Genomic DNA, 16,378 nt, shown 5'->3' with positions numbered 1-16,378 from the left:
GGGGTCAGCGCTTGATCTGCTGGCCGTCGCCGGTCGGTACGCTGTCGTAGTAGCGGCCGGTGCGCGAGTCGAACACGCGGTTGGGGCCGACCGGTTTGACGCCGGGAACGATGCGGCCGTTGCGGTCGTAGACCTTGTCCGGCAGCGCCGGCGCGGGCGTGGGGGTCACCTGGGCCGGGCCGGTCGATCGGATCGGCTGTGCCGGCTGCGGCGAGGGCAGCACCTGCGGCTGCGGGCGCGACGCCTGCGGTGGCGGGGCGACAGGCGGCGGTGCCACCGTCGCGCTGCTGCGGGTGGCGGTCGGACTGCCGGTGGGAACCTGCGCCTGGGCAAGCAGAGGCAACAGGGCCGACAACAACAGGACTAGGCGGGGTTTCATCGCGCGCTCCAGGGTGGGCCACCCTTACCCTGCGCCTGCCCCTGTGTGCCGGCCATGAACGGCCATCACACTTGCAAGCGTGTGCCGACACCCCCACGTCTGCTGGCATCCCAGGCCACAACCCCACGGAGAGCCGGCATGAGCGCTTTCGATCTGACGCCCCCCACCGCCACGCAGACCGACGCCCTGGTTGCCGGGCTCAGCGCCGAGGAGCGCCGCGTGCTGCTGCAGCACGGCACCGAGGCGCCGTTCTGCGGGGTATTCCTCGACAACAAGCGCGAGGGCGTCTACTGCTGCCGCCTGTGCGCCCTGCCCTTGTTCCGCTCCAGCACCAAGTTCGATTCGGGCACCGGCTGGCCCAGTTTCTTCGCCCCGTTCGACCCGTCGCACGTGCGCGAGATCCGCGACACCAGCCATGGCATGGTTCGCACCGAGATCACCTGCGCCCGCTGTGGCAGCCATCTGGGCCACGTGTTCCCGGACGGTCCGCCGCCCACCTACGAGCGCCACTGCCTGAACTCGGTCTCACTTTCATTCACCGGCAACGGCGAGCCGTGGCCCGATCCGCTGCAGCGTGGCGGCGCAGAGGCCGGTGTGGCGGGCTGACACGCGCCGCAATGCCCCGCTGACCGACTTCACAGAATTCCCTCTTCAGAAACACCGGTGTCAGGCCGACAAGGAGATATCCCCCCTCCTTGCGTCGCGCCATGCTCATCATCGTTGGATTCCTGGTCGTCATCATCAGCGTGCTGGGCGGCTACCTCGGCGCACACGGCCGCCTTGGGGCGCTGTGGCAGCCCTACGAACTGGTCATCATCGGCGGTGCCGCGCTGGGTGCGTTCCTGGTCGGCACCCCGGCCAAGACGGTCAAGCAGACGCTGCAGGCCATGGTCGGCGTGTTCAAGGGCCCGCGCTACAAGCAGCAGGACTACATCGACGTCCTCAGCCTGGTCTACGAACTGCTCAACAAGGCCCGCCGTGAAGGCTTCATGGCGCTGGAAGACCACGTCGAGCGCCCGGCCGAAAGCGCGCTGTTCGGCAACTACCCGAAGGTGCAGGCCGACCACCACCTGATCGACTTCATCACTGACTGCCTGCGCCTGATGATCGGCAGCAACATCGAGCCGCATGAGCTGGAGCCACTGCTGGAGCTGGAGCTGGAAAAGCACCACGCCGAAGCGATGGCGCCGTCGCAGGTGCTGACCAAGGTCGCCGACGGCCTGCCCGGTTTCGGCATCGTGGCGGCAGTGCTGGGCATCGTCATCACCATGGGCTCGATCGGCGGCGACATCGTCGAAGTGGGTGGCCACGTGGCCGGCGCGCTGGTCGGCACCTTCCTCGGCATCCTGCTGGGCTATGGCTTCGTCGGCCCGATGGCCTCGGCGATGGAAGCCCGTGCCGAGCAGGACAGCCGCATCTACGAGTCGGTGAAGACCGCCCTGCTGGCCTGCCTGCGCGGCTACAACCCGAAGATCGCGCTGGAGTTCGCCCGCAAGACGCTGCCGTCGAACGTGCGCCCGGCGTTCTCCGACTTCGAGCAGCACCTGAAGACGGTCAAGTAAGCCATGGCCGAGACCAAGCCCACCGTCATCGTCCGCCGGGTCAAGAAGGCCGGCCACGCCGCCCACCATGGCGGTTCGTGGAAGGTGGCCTATGCCGACTTCGTGACCGCGATGATGGCCTTCTTCCTGGTGCTGTGGCTGATGGCCAGCACCAGCAAGCCCGAGCGCGCGGCCATTTCCGAGTACTTCCGCAACCCCAGCCCGCTGGTCGGCTCCAGCGCGACGCCGGCGCCGGGCATGGCCGGGCCGGGCGGTGCCAGCACCTCGATGATCAAGCTCGGCGGCGCCACCGATGTTTCGCGCGGCAACAGCAACGATCCCTTCCAGAACCAGCAGAAGTCGATACCGCAGCCGGTGGACGAGCAGCAGCGCGACAAGCAGCAGTTGGAAGCGCTGATGAAGGAACTGCAGGAAGCGATCAGCCGCAGCCAGGCGCTGGAACCGTTCAAGGACCAGCTGCTGCTGGACCTGACCCCGGAAGGCCTGCGCATCCAGATCGTGGACAAGCAGAACCGGCCGATGTTCGACCTCGGCAGCGCCACCCTGAAGCCGTACACACAGCAGATCCTGCATGAGCTGGCCGAGTACCTGAACCACGTGCCGAACCGGATCAGCCTGACCGGCCACACCGACATCACCGCCTATTCGGCCGCGCGCGGTTACGGCAACTGGGAACTGAGCGCCGACCGTGCCAATGCCGCGCGCCGCGCGCTGATCGATGGCGGCCTGGAAGACAGCAAGATCACCCGCGTGGTCGGCTTGTCTTCGTCGGTGCTGTTTGACAAGGCCGATCCGCAGAACCCGATCAACCGCCGCATCAGCATCGTGGTGATGACCAAGGCCGCCGAGGAAGCTGCGCTGGCCGGCGCCGGGCCGCAGGTAGGCCTGTCGGCAACCACCCTGGACCCGGACGTGCAGGCCGCGCAGGGTGAGGCCGGGGTCGGATCCCGTTCCGCAGGAAAGGGCGCTGCCCTCTGACCCGTCTTCGCCGGGCATGGCCCGGCGCTACCGCATCCGGACGCACCAGGGTAGCGCCGGGCCATGCCCGGCGAGCGCGCAGCGCGGCACCCAGTACAATGGCGGTCTTTCCGACTCCAGGTGATCACACCCCCATGTCCAAGTTGTCCAAGGCCAAGCGCGACAAGCGCAAGAAGCAGCAGACCAAGCGTCCGTTCCTCCGTCTGAACGCCCAGCAGCAGGTGCAGAACCATGCCGTGCTGGTCAACGAAGACGGCCAGGCCGTGGCCGCCATCGGCCTGCAGGGCCGCGAGTGGCTGCTGGCCATCGGCGGCCAGACCATGGGCAACGCCGACAACCCGGTGCCGATGCTGGCCATGCTCAAGCACCTGTCCAACGTGCAGGAAGCCGAAGGCCGCAAGGTCACCCTGGAATATTCCGAGCTGATGCAGAAGCTGCTCGACACCCTGGCCGAAGAAGCGGGCCAGACCGCCGAGGAATACCTGGACAAGCTGGTGGCCGAGTTCGCCAGCGAGCAGGCTGAAGATGCAGCCGCTGAAGGCGAAGCGTCCGATGAAGCGGCTGCAGACACTGCCGGCGCCGAAGGCGCTGCCGACGCCGAGGCCACTCCGGCCGCCGACGCCGACGGCAAGCCGCAGGCCTGATCCGGCGGCGGCGGTGTCGGTCTACGTCGATGACGCGGTGCATCCCTGGCGCGGTCAGCGCTGGGCGCACCTGATGGCCGATACCCTGGCCGAGCTGCACGCAATGGCGGCGCAGCTCGGCATTCCTCCACGGGCCTTCCAGAACAAGGCCAGCGGGGCGCATTACGATGTCACCGCCGAGCTGCGTGCGCAGGCACTCGCGCTGGGTGCGGTCGCCATTTCCCGGCATGTGGACCGGGCGCAGGTGAAGGCGGTGATCGCCAACGCCAGGGCGCAGTACCAGCCCTAGGCTGGTACAGGTGGCACCGGGCCGCGCCCGGCGCTACCGGTGAATCTCAGAACGGGTCGCTGCCCAGGCGCACTTCCACGTTCAGCAGCGAGCACAGCGCCAGCAGGGCGTCGTCATCGCGGGTCAGCGCCATCCAGCCACTGAAGCCGTCGTTGCCGGCATCCACGCTCCACAGCGTGTAGTTGTGCTCGCGCAGGCGGTCGAAGGCGGTGCTCATCAGCTGCACCCCATCCAGGCCCGCGGCGAAATCCTCGTCGTCCAGGTCGCCACCCCAGTCCAGCTGCAGGTTGAAGCGCGCCGACAGCTCGTTCACCGCCGACTGCAGCGAATCGAAATCATCACGCTCGACCTCGAAGCCCGACTGCCAGGCGATGGCCGTGAACAGCGCCGGCAGCCAGTCGCTGTCGGCTTCCAGCGGCTGGCCGTCCTCGGACAGATGCTCGCGCCAGCGGTTGAACTGCTGCAGGGCCAGCTCTTCGTCACCGGGGTTGATCAGCACGAGCAGGTTCCAGACCCGCGCCTCGAAGTCGTCCTCGTCGAAATCGTGGGCGTCTTCCTCGAAGTCGAAATAGTCGCTGTTGTCAGGCATGGCGGAACGTCCTCGGGAGCAGGGGGGCATTCTACGGTTTATCCTGTACCGCTGAAGCCGGCCGTGGTGGCCGTCACTGTGAATGAAGCGATGAGCGATACCCCTCCCGACCACCTGGCGATCAACCCGGCCAGCCCCTTCCACGATGCGCAGGCCCTGGAGCGCGGCGTCGGCGTGCGCTTCAACGATGTCGAGCGCGACAACGTCGAGGAATACTCGGTCAGCGAAGGCTGGATCCGCGTGCAGGCCGGCAAGGCCCGTGACCGTCGCGGCAACCCGATGACCATCAAGGTCAAGGGCAAGGTCGAGGCGTATTTCCTGGAACAGAAGCCGGAGTAAGGGCTGAAAGGTGTGCGGACCAAGGTCCGCACCCACCGGCAGCCGCCGCCGGGCTGATCCGGCGCTGCTGCTTCACGATTATTCGCGCTTGCGCGATTCCAGCAGGTCGAGGTTGCGGATCAGCCGCCGTGCGATCTCGTCCGACACCACGCCGCGGCGGGTCAGCCGGAACAGTTCCTCGCGTTCGGCATTCAGCCCGGCGCTGCGCAGCTGGCGATAGCCCATCTCCATCCGGTTCACCTTTTCCGGGTCCACGTCCGGGTTGTCGCGGTCCAGATGCCGCTGATACAGCAGGCTCACCCGCGATGCGGCGTCGTTGTACAGCTGCACGTTCTCGGTGTTCTGGTTCAGCACCAGCTGCTGGCGCATGCGCTCCACGCCCGCCAACGCGGCCTTCGAGGACAGCTTGCGGGCGAGATCCTCTTCCTTGCGCTCACCCGAATCGGCCGGCAGCTGCAGGCCCTTCAACAGCTGCGGCAGCGCCACGCTGGCGCCGACCAGCGAGCACAGGATCACCGCAGCAGCCAGGAAGATCACCAGGTCGCGTGCCGGGAACGGGCTGCCATCGGGCAGGAACAATGGCAGCGTCAGCACGCCGGCCAGGGTGATCGCACCACGCACGCCCGCCACCGAGGTGGCCACCACGATGCGCCAGTTCGGTGCCTCGCCACGCTCCAGGCCGCGGCGACGCGCACGCAGCAGGTTCCAGCGCAGCGACAGCCACACCCACAGCAGGCGCAGCGCGATCAACGTCGCGTTGATCACCAGCACGTACACCAGCAGCCACCATGCGCTCTGGTGGCCGCTCTCGTTCATGGTGGTGGTGGCGCGTTCGACGATGCCCGGCAGCTGCTCGCCCAGCAGCACGAACATGATGCCGTTGAAGCTGAACTGCAGCATGTTCCATACGCCGGCACGCTGCACGCGCATGCTGCCGGAGACACGGCCGGTCATTTCCACGTAGCTCATCGAAATACCCGCTGCGACCGCAGCAAGGATGCCCGAAGCATTGATCTCTTCGGCCAGCAGGTACGCCGCGAACGGGATCAGCAGGTTGACCAGCATCGCCGCGCCCGGCTCTTCGCCGAAACGGCGCCACAGCCAGCGCTGGAACGTGGACACGCCCAGGGTGACCGCCACGCCGACGGCCAGGCCGGCTACTGCCACCCACACGAAGGTCAGCGAGGCGGTCGCCAACGAGAAGGTACCGGTCATCACCGCCGCCACCGCGAAGCGGAAGCAGACCAGGCCGGAGGCATCGTTGAGCAGTGACTCGCCTTCCAGGATGTGCATCAGGCGCTTGGGAATCGGTGCCTTGGCAGCGATCGCGCCGACCGCCACCGGGTCGGTCGGTGACACGATCGCGGCCAGCGCGAAACACACCGCCAGTGGCATCACCGGAATCATCCAGTGGATCAGCAGGCCCGCGCCGATCACGGTGAACACCACCAGCCCGAACGCCAGTTCGAGGATCGCGCCCTTGTCGCGGAACAGGCCCTGCTTGGGAATGCGCCAGCCATCGAGGAACAGCAGCGGCGGCAGGAACAGCAGGAAGAACACTTCCGGTTCCAGTGCATGGCCGCGGTTGAATACGCCGGCGATCACCGCGCCGAGGCCGATCTGCACCAGCGGCAACGGCAACGAGAATGGCAGGACGCGAACCAGGTAACCGCTGGCGACAACGGCCACCAGCATCGCCAGGACGACTTCGATGGTGTGCATGCTTCTTCCACAGGAGCGGCGCGTGGGGCCGGAAAAACCGGAGTGCGCCGGGGGACGGGAAAAAACTTAACACAGCAGGCCGCCACTGCGCCCAGCCATCTGAATGCGCGTCAGGACCGCGACAGCAAGCGCCGCCCGATCCAGGCCGGCGTGCTGGCACGTCGTCATGCACCACTGCCAACCGGCCCTGCACGCGTCCTTGTGCAGGGCGTTCCAGCCCTGGCAGCAGCGGTGGGGTCATGCCGCGTCCTGAGCGCGGTCGGCACCATCGAAGCGGTAGAGGTCCATCGCCAGGAAGCCGGCATCGACACCCGCATCGATGCGCTTGGCACCGAAGCCACCCTCCCCCGCCGCACCCATCGCAAAGTACAACGGCAGCAGATGCTCATCGGTGGGATGCGCACGCTCGGCAAACGGTGCCTGCCGGCGGTAGTCGAACAGGGCATCGCGGTCATTGGCGGCCAGCCGCTGCTCCACCCAGTCGATGAAGGGGCGCACGTAGGGCGCTTGCTTGCCGTCCTGGTAGTGGCCCCAGTCGTGCAGGTTGTGGGTGATGCTGCCCGAACCGATCAGCAGCACGCCCTGTTCGCGCAGCGGCGCCAGCGCACGGCCCAGCGCGAACTGATGCTGCGGGCCCAGCATCGGCTGGATCGACACCGGCACCACCGGGATGTCGGCCTGCGGGTGCAGCAGGCGCAGCGGCACCCACGCGCCGTGGTCGAGGCCACGTTGCGGATCGAGTGCCACCGGCAGGCCGGCGGCGGCGATGCGGCCCGCCACCTCTTCAGCCAACGCCGGATCACCGGGCGCCGGGTACTGCAGCGCGAACAGTTCGCGTGGGAAGCCGCCGAAATCGTGGAGGGTGGGCGGCTGCGGATGGTTGCCGACCAGCGGCTGCCGGGCCAGCCAATGCGCCGAGGCGATGATGATCGCACGCGGGGGCGGCAGGTCGCGGGCCAGCTCGGCCAGCCGCACGCCGACCTGCCCCGGATGCAGGGCGGTCATCGGCGAGCCGTGGGAGATGTACAGCGAAGGCAGGCGGGACATGATCTTCTCCAATCACAGGAACAGACAGCGGGCCAAGGGACGTTCAGCGCGAACGCAGGGTCCAGCGGCCATCGCCCAGCAGGAACAGCACGACCAGGGCCAGCGCCCAGAACGCCGGGTATTCCCAGCCACCGCCAGCATTGGCGAAGCTGAAACCGTTGGCGCCGTGCACCGTCACGATGGTGCCCAGCAGCAGCGGCACACCGAGCAGGCCGATCCAGCGCGCGTAGATGCCGAGCAGCAGCGCTGCGGAAATCGCCAGTTCAACGGCGATGGTGAGGTAGCCCAACACGCCGGGCAGGCCCAGCGACTCGAAGAAGGCCGCGGTACCTGCCGGAGTGAACACCAGCAGTTTGGTCAGCGCATGGACCAGGAACAACACGCCCAGGGCCAGCCGCAGCAGGGTCGCGGCATACGGGGCGAGCGGGGACAGGGGGGCGGCGGTAGCGTTCATGGGGCACCTCGGCAGGGACAGGGCACAGGTTATTGCACCCTCCATTGCCGATAAATACGATTGATCGACCGTATTTATTTCATAAGGCGCAACAATGGACACCCTGGATGCCATGCGCGTGTTCGTCGCGGTGGTCGAACGCAACGGCTTCAGCGCCGCCGCACAGGCGCTGGACATGTCCACGGCCGGTGTCACCCGCCAGGTCGCCGCACTGGAAAAGCGCCTGTCCACCCGCCTGCTCCACCGCACCACCCGCCGGGTCAGCCCGACCAGCGCCGGTGCCGCCTACTACGCCCAGTGCGTGCGCCTGCTGGCCGAGTTCGATGCGCTTGAGGCCAGCATCGGCGCACAGGCGCTGGAGCCGTCCGGCACGCTGCGCATCAACGCACCGGTCAGCTGGGGCATCGCCCGCCTCGGTCCGTTGCTGGCCGGTTACCGCGAGCGCTTCCCACAGGTCGAACTGGACCTGGCGCTGTCCGACCGCCTGGTGGACATGGTCGAAGAAGGCTACGACGTGGCCATCCGCATCACCCGCGAACCGGGCCCGAGCCTGATCGCGCGGCGCCTGGGCCAATCGCGGATCAGCCTGTGTGCCGCACCGGCCTACCTGGCCGCACACGGAACACCGCAGGCCCCCGAGGATCTGCAGACCCACGCCTGCCTCGGCTACAGCTACTGGGCCGCCGGCGACCACTGGCCCCTGCAGGGACCGGGTGGCGAAGTGAAGGTTGCAGTGACCACCCTGCTGCGCGCCAACAATGGCGACGTCCTGCGCGAAGCGGCGATTGCCGGCATGGGCGTGATCCTGCAGCCGGACTTCCTGTTGCACGAGGCCCTGGCCGATGGCCGCCTGGTGCGCATCCTGCCCGGATGGGAAGCTGAGCCGATCGGCATCTTCGCCGTCTACACCAGCCGCAGCCATCTCGCCCCCAAGGTGCGCAGCTTCATCGACTACCTGGTGGAAACCGGGGTGTAAGCGTGCGTCCGCCGGGCATGGCCCGGCGAGCGCGAAGCGCGGCCTAGGCGACAACCTCATCCAGCTGCGCGATGATCTTTTCCAGCGGTGCCGGCCGTCCCAGCAGGTAGCCCTGCACCTGGTCGCAGCCATGCGCGGCCAGCCAGTCCAGCTGTCCCGGCGTTTCCACGCCCTCGGCGATGATCGTCAGCCCCATGCTGTGGCCCAGCGACAGCAGTGCCCGGCAGATCGATGCGTTGCGCGGATTGGTCTCCACGTCGGCCACAAAACTGCGATCGATCTTCAGGACGTCCAGCGGCAGGTGCTGCAGGTAGGACATGCTCGAGTAGCCGGTACCGAAATCGTCCAGCGACACGCGGATGCCCTGCTCGTGCAGGCGCTGCATGGTCTGCATCGCCTGTGCCGGCTTGCGCATCAGGCTGCTCTCGGTCAGTTCCACGTGCAGTGCACCACGGGCCAGGCCGAAATCCTGCTGCGCGCGGGCAAACTCGGCCACCAGATCGCTGTTGAAGAACTGCACCGCCGACACATTGACTGCGATCGACAGCTCGCCCCAGCCGGCTTCGACCAGACGCCGCTGCGCCTGTGCCGCTGCGCGGATCACCCAGCGTCCCAACGCCAGGATCAGGCCGGTGTCCTCGCACAACTGGATGAACTCGCTGGGCGGGATGAAGCTGCCATCGGCCTGCGGCCAACGCAGCAGCGCCTCCAGCGACGCCGGGCTGCCATCGCTGGCGTGCCGGATCGGCTGGAAGTACAGCTGGAATTCGTTGTCGATGGCCGCGTGGATGCGCCCGGCCAGGCGCAGGCGGTCGGCCAGGCGGATGGTCACCGCCGCATCGAACCAGGCCACCACGTTGCCTTCGGCGCGGGCCGCGTGCGCCGCCTGCGCGGCCATGCCGATCGCCTGTTCGGCACTGTGGCCTGCGTCGGCGTCATGTACGGCCACACCAATGCGGGGTTCGAACTGGTGCAGCGAATCCTGGCCGCGCATCGGTGCCGAGACGATCTGCAGCAGATCGTCCAGCACGCGCTGGGTGTTGTGTTCCGGCGCGATCGCCAGCACGAAATCCTCCGCCGGCTGGAACGCCAGCAGGCCGAAGCGCGCGCCCAGCCCGCCCAGGCGCGAGGCCATCGACTGCAGGACCGCATCACCGATCTCGCGGCCCAGCGTATCGGCCACCAGCTGCAGCCCGCGCAGCTGCACATAGGCGATGGTGTAGGCGCCGGCCTGCTCGTCCAGCTGTTCGCTCAGTGCGCGCACGTTGAGCAGGCCGGTGGCCGGGTTGTGGCGTGCGTGATAGGCCAGGTCGCGCTCGTAGGCCAGCCGCTCGCTGACATCCTCGGCCAGCACCAGGCACGCGGGCTGGCCATCGAAATCCAGTTGCGACAGGTGCACGCGCACTTCGAACACCGTGCCATCCTTGCGCTGGTGCAGGCGCACCGCAGCGTCCTGCAGTTCACCACTGCGCACCTGCGCGATCGCGCCCTTGACCTCGTCCCAGCCCTCGCGTGGGCGGATGTCGAGGATGCTCATCGCCAGGAATTCATCGCGGCTGTAGCCGTACTGCTGCACGGCCGCCTCGTTGACCTCGATGAAGCGCAAGGTGTCCGGATCGAACACCCAGAACGGCGCGGGGTTGCGATCGAACAACAGGCGGAAGCGGCGTTCAACCTGGCGCATCTGCTCGCGTGCCTGGTAGCGCTCGCTGAGGTCGGTCAGTGCGCCGATCATGCGCCGCTGCCGATCGACCACCGCTACCCGCTGGCCACGCGCGGCAACCCAGCGCACGGCACCGCCGGGCAGCACCAGGCGGAATTCTTCGTCGAGTACAGCGTTGCCGGCGAAGGCCTGATCGAAAGCCTGCTGCATGCGTGCGCTGTCATCGTGGTGCACGCGGGCGAAGAATTCGGCCACCGGCAGCGCATCGGTCTGCACGCCGAAGATCTCGCGCGCCAGCGGTGACCAGCGCAGCAGCGCAGCGTCTTCGTCGACATACCAGGTGCATACGCGGCCCACCTGATGGGCCAGGCGCAGCTCGGCGTGGCCGGTGCGCAGCTCTTCGGCCATCGACTGCTGCCGGTGCGTACTGCGGCGCACCGCGTACAGCAGCACCAGCAGCAGCGCCACGTAGGCCAGCATGATGGCAATCGCCGCCTGCAGATACGGCCACCACGGCTTCAGCACATCTTCGTTTGCCAGGCCGACCTGCACCGCCAGTGGACTGCGCTCAAGGGTGCTGATGGTGGAGATGCGCGGTATCTGGTCCACCGCGCCGGGAATGCTGCCCAGCTCGACCACTGCCTGCCGGCCCAGCAGCGTGCGTGCCGGCAGCGTGTAACGGCGGCCGACGGTGCCGTGCGGATCGGGGACACGGGCCAGCATGTAGCCATCGGCGTCGCTGATCGAGGCCAGACCACTGGGCCCCACATCGAGACCGCCCACGATCCGCTGCAGTTCGCCGCAGCGCAGCCGTGCCAGCAGCCAGCGATCGCCAGCCATCGGCAGCGCCAGCGGCACCACCCAGCCACCGTCGCTGGCACGCTGCGGCGGCCCGATGTACAGCGCACTTCCCTGCCCGCGTCGCTGCGGATCGGTCCACAGTGGCAGCTGCAGGTCGCCCTTGCCGGCGGTCAGGGCGCGGCCATAGGTATCGAGCACGACAATGCTGTGCAGTTCGGCGTGCCGGCGCAGCACGCCGGCTATGGCGGCGTCCAGCAGCGCGGGCGCCTGCGCAGGCACCGTGCGGAACAGCTCGGCGGCATCGGCGGCGATGCCGGCCATCGCCCGTTCCAGGTTGCGCAGCTCCAGTGCCAGCAGGCGCTCGCTGCCTATCGCCAGCGCCCGGCTCTGCCGCTGCGCGGCTTCCAGCCGGCGCTGGTAATCGTTGGCCAGCATCGCGGCCAGGCCTGCCGCCAGCAGCACGCCCAGCACCACGCCGCCCCAGGTAATGGCACGCAACGGCCGGGCCAGCGCGTGTCTCAGCGCCGGCATCGGTCGGTCTTCCCTGTGCAGTCGGCTGGCTTCATGCGCGAACGATTCCTCCACATCCCCGACCTCAACGGCCGGCGGACGCCATTCTTGACGCCTCGACCCGTCCTGCATGCGCCCTCCCCCGGGTGCTGCAGACATCCAGCCCGCAGCATGCACCACGCCGGTGACCGCGTGAAGATCGCTGCGGCGTGTTCAGCCAGATCACGCACAGTGCTGGCCCTGTCGAGCACGTCCAGCCGGCCCGCAGCGGATTAGACTTGGAGTTTTCCGCCGCAAGAGAAGTCCATGTCCAAGCTGCGCCGCCCCACCCTGGCACTGGCCATCGTTGCCAGCCTGTCCCTGGCCGCCTGCGACCGCCCGGCCGATCCGGCCGCCGGCACCGCCGCACCGGCCGAGGCGCCCCCCGCTGCCGCCAAGCCGATGCTGGGCAGCTTTGGTTTCGATGCCAGTGGCATGGACCGCAGCATCGCCGCCGGTGACGACTTCTTCGGTTTCGCCAACGGCAGCTGGGTGAAGAACACCGAGATTCCGGCCGACCGCTCGCGCTTCGGCAGCTTCAACGTGATTGCCGAGAAGACCCAGGCCGACACCCGCGCGATCCTGGAAGGCGCTGCCGGCAACGCCCAGGCCAGCGGCGAAGACAAGCTGATCGGCGACTACTACGCCGCCTACATGGACGAGGCCGGCATCGAGCAGCGCGGCCTGGCACCGGTGCAGCCGCAGCTGAAGAACATCGATGCGATCGCCGACAAGGCCGGCCTGGCCCGCGCCCTCGGCGGCGACGTGCGCGCCGACGTCGACCTGCTCAATGCCACCAACTTCTACACCGACCGCCTGTTCGGCCTGTGGGTGTCGGTGGACCTGCTGCAGCCGGACCGTACCGCGCCGTACCTGGTGCAGGGCGGCCTGGGCATGCCGGACCGCGATTTCTACCTGGGCGGTGGCCGCATGGCCGACCTGCGCAAGCAGTACCAGGCCTACATCGCGCAGGTGCTGCAGCTGGCCGGCGTGGCCGACCCGGCCGGCAAGGCGCAGCGCATCCTCGCCCTGGAAACGAAGATCGCCCAGGCGCATGCCACGCAGGAAGAAACCAATGACGTGACCAAGGGCGCCAACCCCTGGACCCAGGCCGACTTCAACGCCAAGGCCCCGGGCATGGACTGGGCCGCGTTCCTGGACGCCGCCAAGCTTGGCCAGCAGCAGGACTTCATCGTGTGGCAGCCCAAGGCCGTGGCCGGCCTGTCCAAGCTGGTGGCCACCGAGCCGCTGGATGCCTGGAAGGACTACATGACCTTCCACGCGCTGGACCGCGCCGCTGCCTACCTGCCGAAGAAGTTCGCCGATGCGCGCTTCGCCTTCCACGGCACCGCGCTGAGCGGTACGCCGCAGCAAAGCGACCGCTGGAAGCGTGCCGTGGATGACGCCAACCATGCCGTCGGCGAGGCCATCGGCAAGCGTTACGTCGAAAAGCACTTCGATGCGAAGACCAAGGAACGTGCCGACGAGATGGCCAAGAACATCATCGCCGCCTTCGCCAAGCGCATCGATGCACTGGCCTGGATGTCGCCGCAGACCAAGGCCAGCGCCAAGGCCAAGGTGGCCGGCCTGACCGTGGGCATGGGCTATCCGGACAAGTGGCGCGACTACACCGGCCTGGACATCCGTCGTGATGATCCGCTGGGCAATGCGCAGCGCGCCGAGCTGTTCGAGTACCAGCGCAACATCGCCAAGCTGGGCAAGCCGGTCGACCACAGCGAGTGGGCGATGCTGCCGCAGACCATCAACGCGATGAACGTGCCGCTGGAAAACCGCCTGGTGTTCCCGGCGGCGATCCTGCAGCCGCCGTTCTTCGACGGTGCCGCCGACGACGCAGTGAACTACGGTGCGATCGGCGCGGTGATCGGCCACGAAATCAGCCATGGCTTCGACAACGCCGGTGCGTTGTTCGACGACACCGGCAAGCTGCACAACTGGTGGACGGCCGAAGACCTCAAGCAGTTCAACGCAGCCGGCGATGCACTGGCCGCGCAGTTCAGCAGCTACGAGCCGTTCCCGGGTGTACATGTGAACGGCAAGCTGACGCTGGGCGAGAACATCGCCGATGTCGCCGGCCTGGGTACCGCCTACGACGCCTACCAGCTGTCGCTGCAGGGCAAGCCGGGCCAGACCCTGGAAGGTTTCACCCCGGACCAGCGCTTCTTCCTCGGCTTCGCCCAGGCCTGGCGCAGCAAGAGCCGCGAGCAGGCGCTGCGCAATTCGCTGCTGACCGACGTGCATGCACCGGGCCAGTTCCGCGCGTTGACGGTGCGCAACATCGACGCCTGGTACCCGGCGTTTGAAGTGAAGGAAGGCCAGAAGCTGTACCTGGCCCCGGACAAGCGGGTCAAGGTGTGGTGATGTAACGCAGACGGGCGCCGAAAGGCGCCCGTTTTATTTCCATGGGTAGACGCAAACCTTGGTTGGCGTTCTTCCGGCATCCACGCATCGCATGGATGGGCACCGCGGCAAGGCGCGCCGACCAAGGTCGGCGCCTACCGGGGCAATGCCGGCCACTCGCGCAACGATTCCACCGGCACACCCACGCGGGCGCAGGCGCGGCTCGCCAGGCCGTCGGGCAGCGCGCGGCGGAACAGCGGCGCCATGCCCTGCATCAGCTTCGCCGAAGCTGCGGCCTGCGCACGCTGGCGCGTGCTGCGCTCTAGCATGCCCTCGGCCCACTCCGGCAGCAGCGCGGCACCGGCACCGAGGAAGATCTCGCGCGACAGGCCGGGCACCGGCACCGGCAGGCGCACGCCGGACAGCACCTGCAACACTTCGCGTGAGCGTTCGTCCACCACCAGCTCCGGCTGCCGTGCACAGAAATACGCATCCACTTCCGCTGCACTGCGTGGTACGTCCGCCGCGCCCAGCGCTTCGGCCACGCAGCGGTACTCGTCGTAATAGCGGTCGGCGATCGCGGCAGGCACCTCGCGCCCGTAGCGGCGATAGCCCTGCAGGAAGCCGTAGGCCTCGGTCACGTGCACCCACGTCAGCAGGTGCGGATCATCGGCGGCATACGGCTCACCCTGCGCGGTATGCCCGCGAACCTGCGCGTGGATGCGCCGCACCTTGGCCACCAGCGCTTCCACCTCGCGCGCCGGCGCGTAGCTGGTGCCGGCCACAAAAGCAGTGGTACGGCGCAGGCGGCCGACCAGGTCCTGGCGGAAATTGGAATGATCGTAGACACCGGCCAGCGCGCGCGGATGCAGCGTCTGCAGCATCAGCGCACACAGACCGCCGGCCAGCATCGAGGGCAGCTCAGCGTGCATCCGCCAGGTGACGCTGTCCGGCCCGAACCAGCCGGGATCGCCCAGTGGATGGTCGTAGTCGATGCCGCTCTGGCCACGCGGAAACGCATCCAGGACCCAGCGCCGGATCGGCGCGGTGACGGGGCGGGAAAGACGGTGCAGCAACGGCGGCATCACGGGTCCAGATCGGCGGAGGGACGGACCACGTCCTGCGCGGTCCACCCCGATTCTGGTCGATCACGACCGGCACAGCGAGCCCATCCGCTCAGCGTCGGTTTCATGTGCGCGCGCAGCACATTTCACCCTGCGACATCTTGTCGCAGGCCACGCGGGCAATGCTGCGTCGCAACAATATTCACCTGTTCAGACAGAACCCTTGTGCCGCGTGGCCTTGAGGCCATTGCACCGCTCGCTGGAAGTGCTAGAACTGAACCCGCCACACCGTCCACTGCAGATCGCCGCACGTTCCACAAGGAGCCAGCCATGATTGCTTTGTTCAAGGGTTTGGGATTACTGCTTCGCGACAACGAGCTCTACAGCAGCCCGTTCGAAAAACAGGTCGCGCACTGGCGCAGCCTCAGCGAACAGCAGATCCGCGATGAAGTGGCGGTGCTGGCCCAGGCCAAGTGCCAATGGCTGATCACTTCGATCGTCGGATGGCAGGCAGCTTCGCTGCTGATCCTCGGCCTGATCACCAATTACCTGTGGCGCGACGATTACCACATCACCTTCACCCGCGTGGTCGTGGTGTTCGGCTCGTGGATCTCGATCCTGTTCGTGATCTGGTTCATGGCCAACATGTTCGACCGCACAGCGGGCTTCGAACGCTGGATGAAGGCCTTCAACAGCCGCGCGCGCATCACCTCCAAGGCCGACAGCGTCGAGCACGTGGCCGAAGCGCTGGACCTGGCTGAACACTATCCGGAAGTGCTGGACTACAAGCAGGCGGTCACCGCCAAGCGCGAGCTGCGCCACGAGGACATCCGCATCATGACCGAGATCGGGCGCATGAAGCAGCACTCCGAACTGGTGGGTCGCCTGAATCATGTCGGTGAAACCGAACACCATCACGACATGACGCTGCAGCCCGCTTACTGAGCCGAACGCAATCCGGGGG

The 16,378-nt window shown here is 67.6% G+C and carries 16 protein-coding genes; 9 read left to right on the top strand and 7 right to left on the bottom strand.

Annotated features, from left to right (window positions below):
- Positions 1-4: 4 nt before the first annotated feature.
- Entirely contained in the window at positions 5-379 is a 375-nt protein-coding gene (locus AC1DCU_RS16965; RefSeq protein ID WP_032977053.1) for a hypothetical protein, read from the bottom strand.
- Between the two features lie 138 nt (positions 380-517).
- On the opposite strand from AC1DCU_RS16965, the gene msrB reads away from it, so the two are divergent.
- The 5 genes from msrB to AC1DCU_RS16940 all read left to right on the top strand — a co-directional run bounded on the left by msrB (position 518) and on the right by AC1DCU_RS16940 (position 3,852).
- On the top strand, positions 518-985 hold the full coding sequence (msrB, locus tag AC1DCU_RS16960) for a peptide-methionine (R)-S-oxide reductase MsrB (RefSeq protein ID WP_025878406.1): 468 nt from the start codon (positions 518-520) through the stop codon (positions 983-985).
- Between the two features lie 101 nt (positions 986-1,086).
- A complete protein-coding gene (gene motA, locus AC1DCU_RS16955; RefSeq protein ID WP_012509934.1) occupies positions 1,087-1,941 on the top strand; it encodes a flagellar motor stator protein MotA in 855 nt (284 codons plus the stop codon).
- Between the two features lie 3 nt (positions 1,942-1,944).
- Entirely contained in the window at positions 1,945-2,919 is a 975-nt protein-coding gene (gene motB, locus AC1DCU_RS16950; protein WP_032977055.1) for a flagellar motor protein MotB, read from the top strand.
- Between the two features lie 134 nt (positions 2,920-3,053).
- Positions 3,054-3,563, top strand: coding sequence for a hypothetical protein (locus AC1DCU_RS16945; RefSeq protein ID WP_032977057.1), 510 nt, complete (start codon positions 3,054-3,056; stop codon positions 3,561-3,563).
- Positions 3,564-3,576: 13 nt separating this feature from the next.
- Complete coding sequence (locus tag AC1DCU_RS16940; protein ID WP_025878403.1) at positions 3,577-3,852, top strand: DUF4031 domain-containing protein; 276 nt, start codon at positions 3,577-3,579, stop codon at positions 3,850-3,852.
- Between the two features lie 46 nt (positions 3,853-3,898).
- Here the strand turns inward: AC1DCU_RS16940 and AC1DCU_RS16935 are convergent, their stop codons facing one another.
- Positions 3,899-4,441 (bottom strand): DUF6630 family protein, encoded by a 543-nt coding sequence (locus AC1DCU_RS16935; protein WP_032977058.1) that lies wholly within the window; start codon positions 4,439-4,441, stop codon positions 3,899-3,901.
- A 90-nt stretch (positions 4,442-4,531) separates the two neighbouring features.
- Here AC1DCU_RS16935 and AC1DCU_RS16930 point away from each other — a divergent pair, with 90 nt between their 5' ends.
- Positions 4,532-4,780, top strand: a complete 249-nt coding sequence (locus tag AC1DCU_RS16930) for a DUF3297 family protein (RefSeq protein ID WP_025878401.1) — start codon at positions 4,532-4,534, stop codon at positions 4,778-4,780.
- Between the two features lie 78 nt (positions 4,781-4,858).
- Here AC1DCU_RS16930 and AC1DCU_RS16925 read toward each other — a convergent pair whose 3' ends face one another.
- The 3 genes from AC1DCU_RS16925 to AC1DCU_RS16915 all read right to left on the bottom strand — a co-directional run bounded on the left by AC1DCU_RS16925 (position 4,859) and on the right by AC1DCU_RS16915 (position 8,003).
- Entirely contained in the window at positions 4,859-6,502 is a 1,644-nt protein-coding gene (locus AC1DCU_RS16925) for a Na+/H+ antiporter (RefSeq protein WP_025878400.1), read from the bottom strand.
- 237 nt (positions 6,503-6,739) lie between these two features.
- Positions 6,740-7,549, bottom strand: coding sequence for a dioxygenase family protein (locus AC1DCU_RS16920; protein WP_442251696.1), 810 nt, complete (start codon positions 7,547-7,549; stop codon positions 6,740-6,742).
- 43 nt (positions 7,550-7,592) lie between these two features.
- Positions 7,593-8,003 carry a DoxX family protein gene (locus AC1DCU_RS16915; protein ID WP_025878398.1) on the bottom strand — a complete coding sequence of 137 codons (411 nt, stop codon included), beginning with the start codon at positions 8,001-8,003 and terminating at the stop codon, positions 7,593-7,595.
- Between the two features lie 94 nt (positions 8,004-8,097).
- Here AC1DCU_RS16915 and AC1DCU_RS16910 point away from each other — a divergent pair, with 94 nt between their 5' ends.
- Positions 8,098-8,979, top strand: coding sequence for a LysR family transcriptional regulator (locus AC1DCU_RS16910; protein WP_025878397.1), 882 nt, complete (start codon positions 8,098-8,100; stop codon positions 8,977-8,979).
- Positions 8,980-9,022: 43 nt separating this feature from the next.
- Here AC1DCU_RS16910 and AC1DCU_RS16905 read toward each other — a convergent pair whose 3' ends face one another.
- A complete protein-coding gene (locus AC1DCU_RS16905) occupies positions 9,023-12,085 on the bottom strand; it encodes a bifunctional diguanylate cyclase/phosphodiesterase (RefSeq protein WP_032952063.1) in 3,063 nt (1,020 codons plus the stop codon).
- 174 nt (positions 12,086-12,259) lie between these two features.
- Between AC1DCU_RS16905 and AC1DCU_RS16900 the strand changes: the two genes are divergently transcribed.
- On the top strand, positions 12,260-14,371 hold the full coding sequence (locus tag AC1DCU_RS16900) for a M13 family metallopeptidase (RefSeq protein ID WP_442251698.1): 2,112 nt from the start codon (positions 12,260-12,262) through the stop codon (positions 14,369-14,371).
- Between the two features lie 134 nt (positions 14,372-14,505).
- On the opposite strand, the gene AC1DCU_RS16895 is transcribed toward AC1DCU_RS16900, so the two are convergent.
- A complete protein-coding gene (locus AC1DCU_RS16895) occupies positions 14,506-15,435 on the bottom strand; it encodes an oxygenase MpaB family protein (RefSeq protein ID WP_032977064.1) in 930 nt (309 codons plus the stop codon).
- Positions 15,436-15,744: 309 nt separating this feature from the next.
- On the opposite strand from AC1DCU_RS16895, the gene AC1DCU_RS16890 reads away from it, so the two are divergent.
- A complete protein-coding gene (locus AC1DCU_RS16890) occupies positions 15,745-16,359 on the top strand; it encodes a hypothetical protein (protein ID WP_025878393.1) in 615 nt (204 codons plus the stop codon).
- The last annotated feature ends 19 nt before the right edge of the window (positions 16,360-16,378 follow it).

It is taken from the genome of Stenotrophomonas sp. 10L48 (genome assembly GCF_056395105.1).
This window is presented reverse-complemented; position numbering and strand designations above follow the sequence as displayed.

Bases quoted from the DNA above. Each gene is read 5' to 3' on its own strand.
- AC1DCU_RS16965 (WP_032977053.1), bottom strand. From the start codon at position 379: ATGAAACCCCGCCTAGTCCTGTTGTTGTCGGCCCTGTTGCCTCTGCTT.
- msrB (WP_025878406.1), top strand. From the start codon at position 518: ATGAGCGCTTTCGATCTGACGCCCCCCACCGCCACGCAGACCGACGCC.
- motA (WP_012509934.1), top strand. From the start codon at position 1,087: ATGCTCATCATCGTTGGATTCCTGGTCGTCATCATCAGCGTGCTGGGC.
- motB (WP_032977055.1), top strand. From the start codon at position 1,945: ATGGCCGAGACCAAGCCCACCGTCATCGTCCGCCGGGTCAAGAAGGCC.
- AC1DCU_RS16945 (WP_032977057.1), top strand. From the start codon at position 3,054: ATGTCCAAGTTGTCCAAGGCCAAGCGCGACAAGCGCAAGAAGCAGCAG.
- AC1DCU_RS16935 (WP_032977058.1), bottom strand. From the start codon at position 4,441: ATGCCTGACAACAGCGACTATTTCGACTTCGAGGAAGACGCCCACGAT.
- AC1DCU_RS16930 (WP_025878401.1), top strand. From the start codon at position 4,532: ATGAGCGATACCCCTCCCGACCACCTGGCGATCAACCCGGCCAGCCCC.
- AC1DCU_RS16925 (WP_025878400.1), bottom strand. From the start codon at position 6,502: ATGCACACCATCGAAGTCGTCCTGGCGATGCTGGTGGCCGTTGTCGCC.
- AC1DCU_RS16920 (WP_442251696.1), bottom strand. From the start codon at position 7,549: ATGTCCCGCCTGCCTTCGCTGTACATCTCCCACGGCTCGCCGATGACC.
- AC1DCU_RS16915 (WP_025878398.1), bottom strand. From the start codon at position 8,003: ATGAACGCTACCGCCGCCCCCCTGTCCCCGCTCGCCCCGTATGCCGCG.
- AC1DCU_RS16910 (WP_025878397.1), top strand. From the start codon at position 8,098: ATGGACACCCTGGATGCCATGCGCGTGTTCGTCGCGGTGGTCGAACGC.
- AC1DCU_RS16905 (WP_032952063.1), bottom strand. From the start codon at position 12,085: ATGCAGGACGGGTCGAGGCGTCAAGAATGGCGTCCGCCGGCCGTTGAG.
- AC1DCU_RS16900 (WP_442251698.1), top strand. From the start codon at position 12,260: ATGTCCAAGCTGCGCCGCCCCACCCTGGCACTGGCCATCGTTGCCAGC.
- AC1DCU_RS16895 (WP_032977064.1), bottom strand. From the start codon at position 15,435: ATGCCGCCGTTGCTGCACCGTCTTTCCCGCCCCGTCACCGCGCCGATC.
- AC1DCU_RS16890 (WP_025878393.1), top strand. From the start codon at position 15,745: ATGATTGCTTTGTTCAAGGGTTTGGGATTACTGCTTCGCGACAACGAG.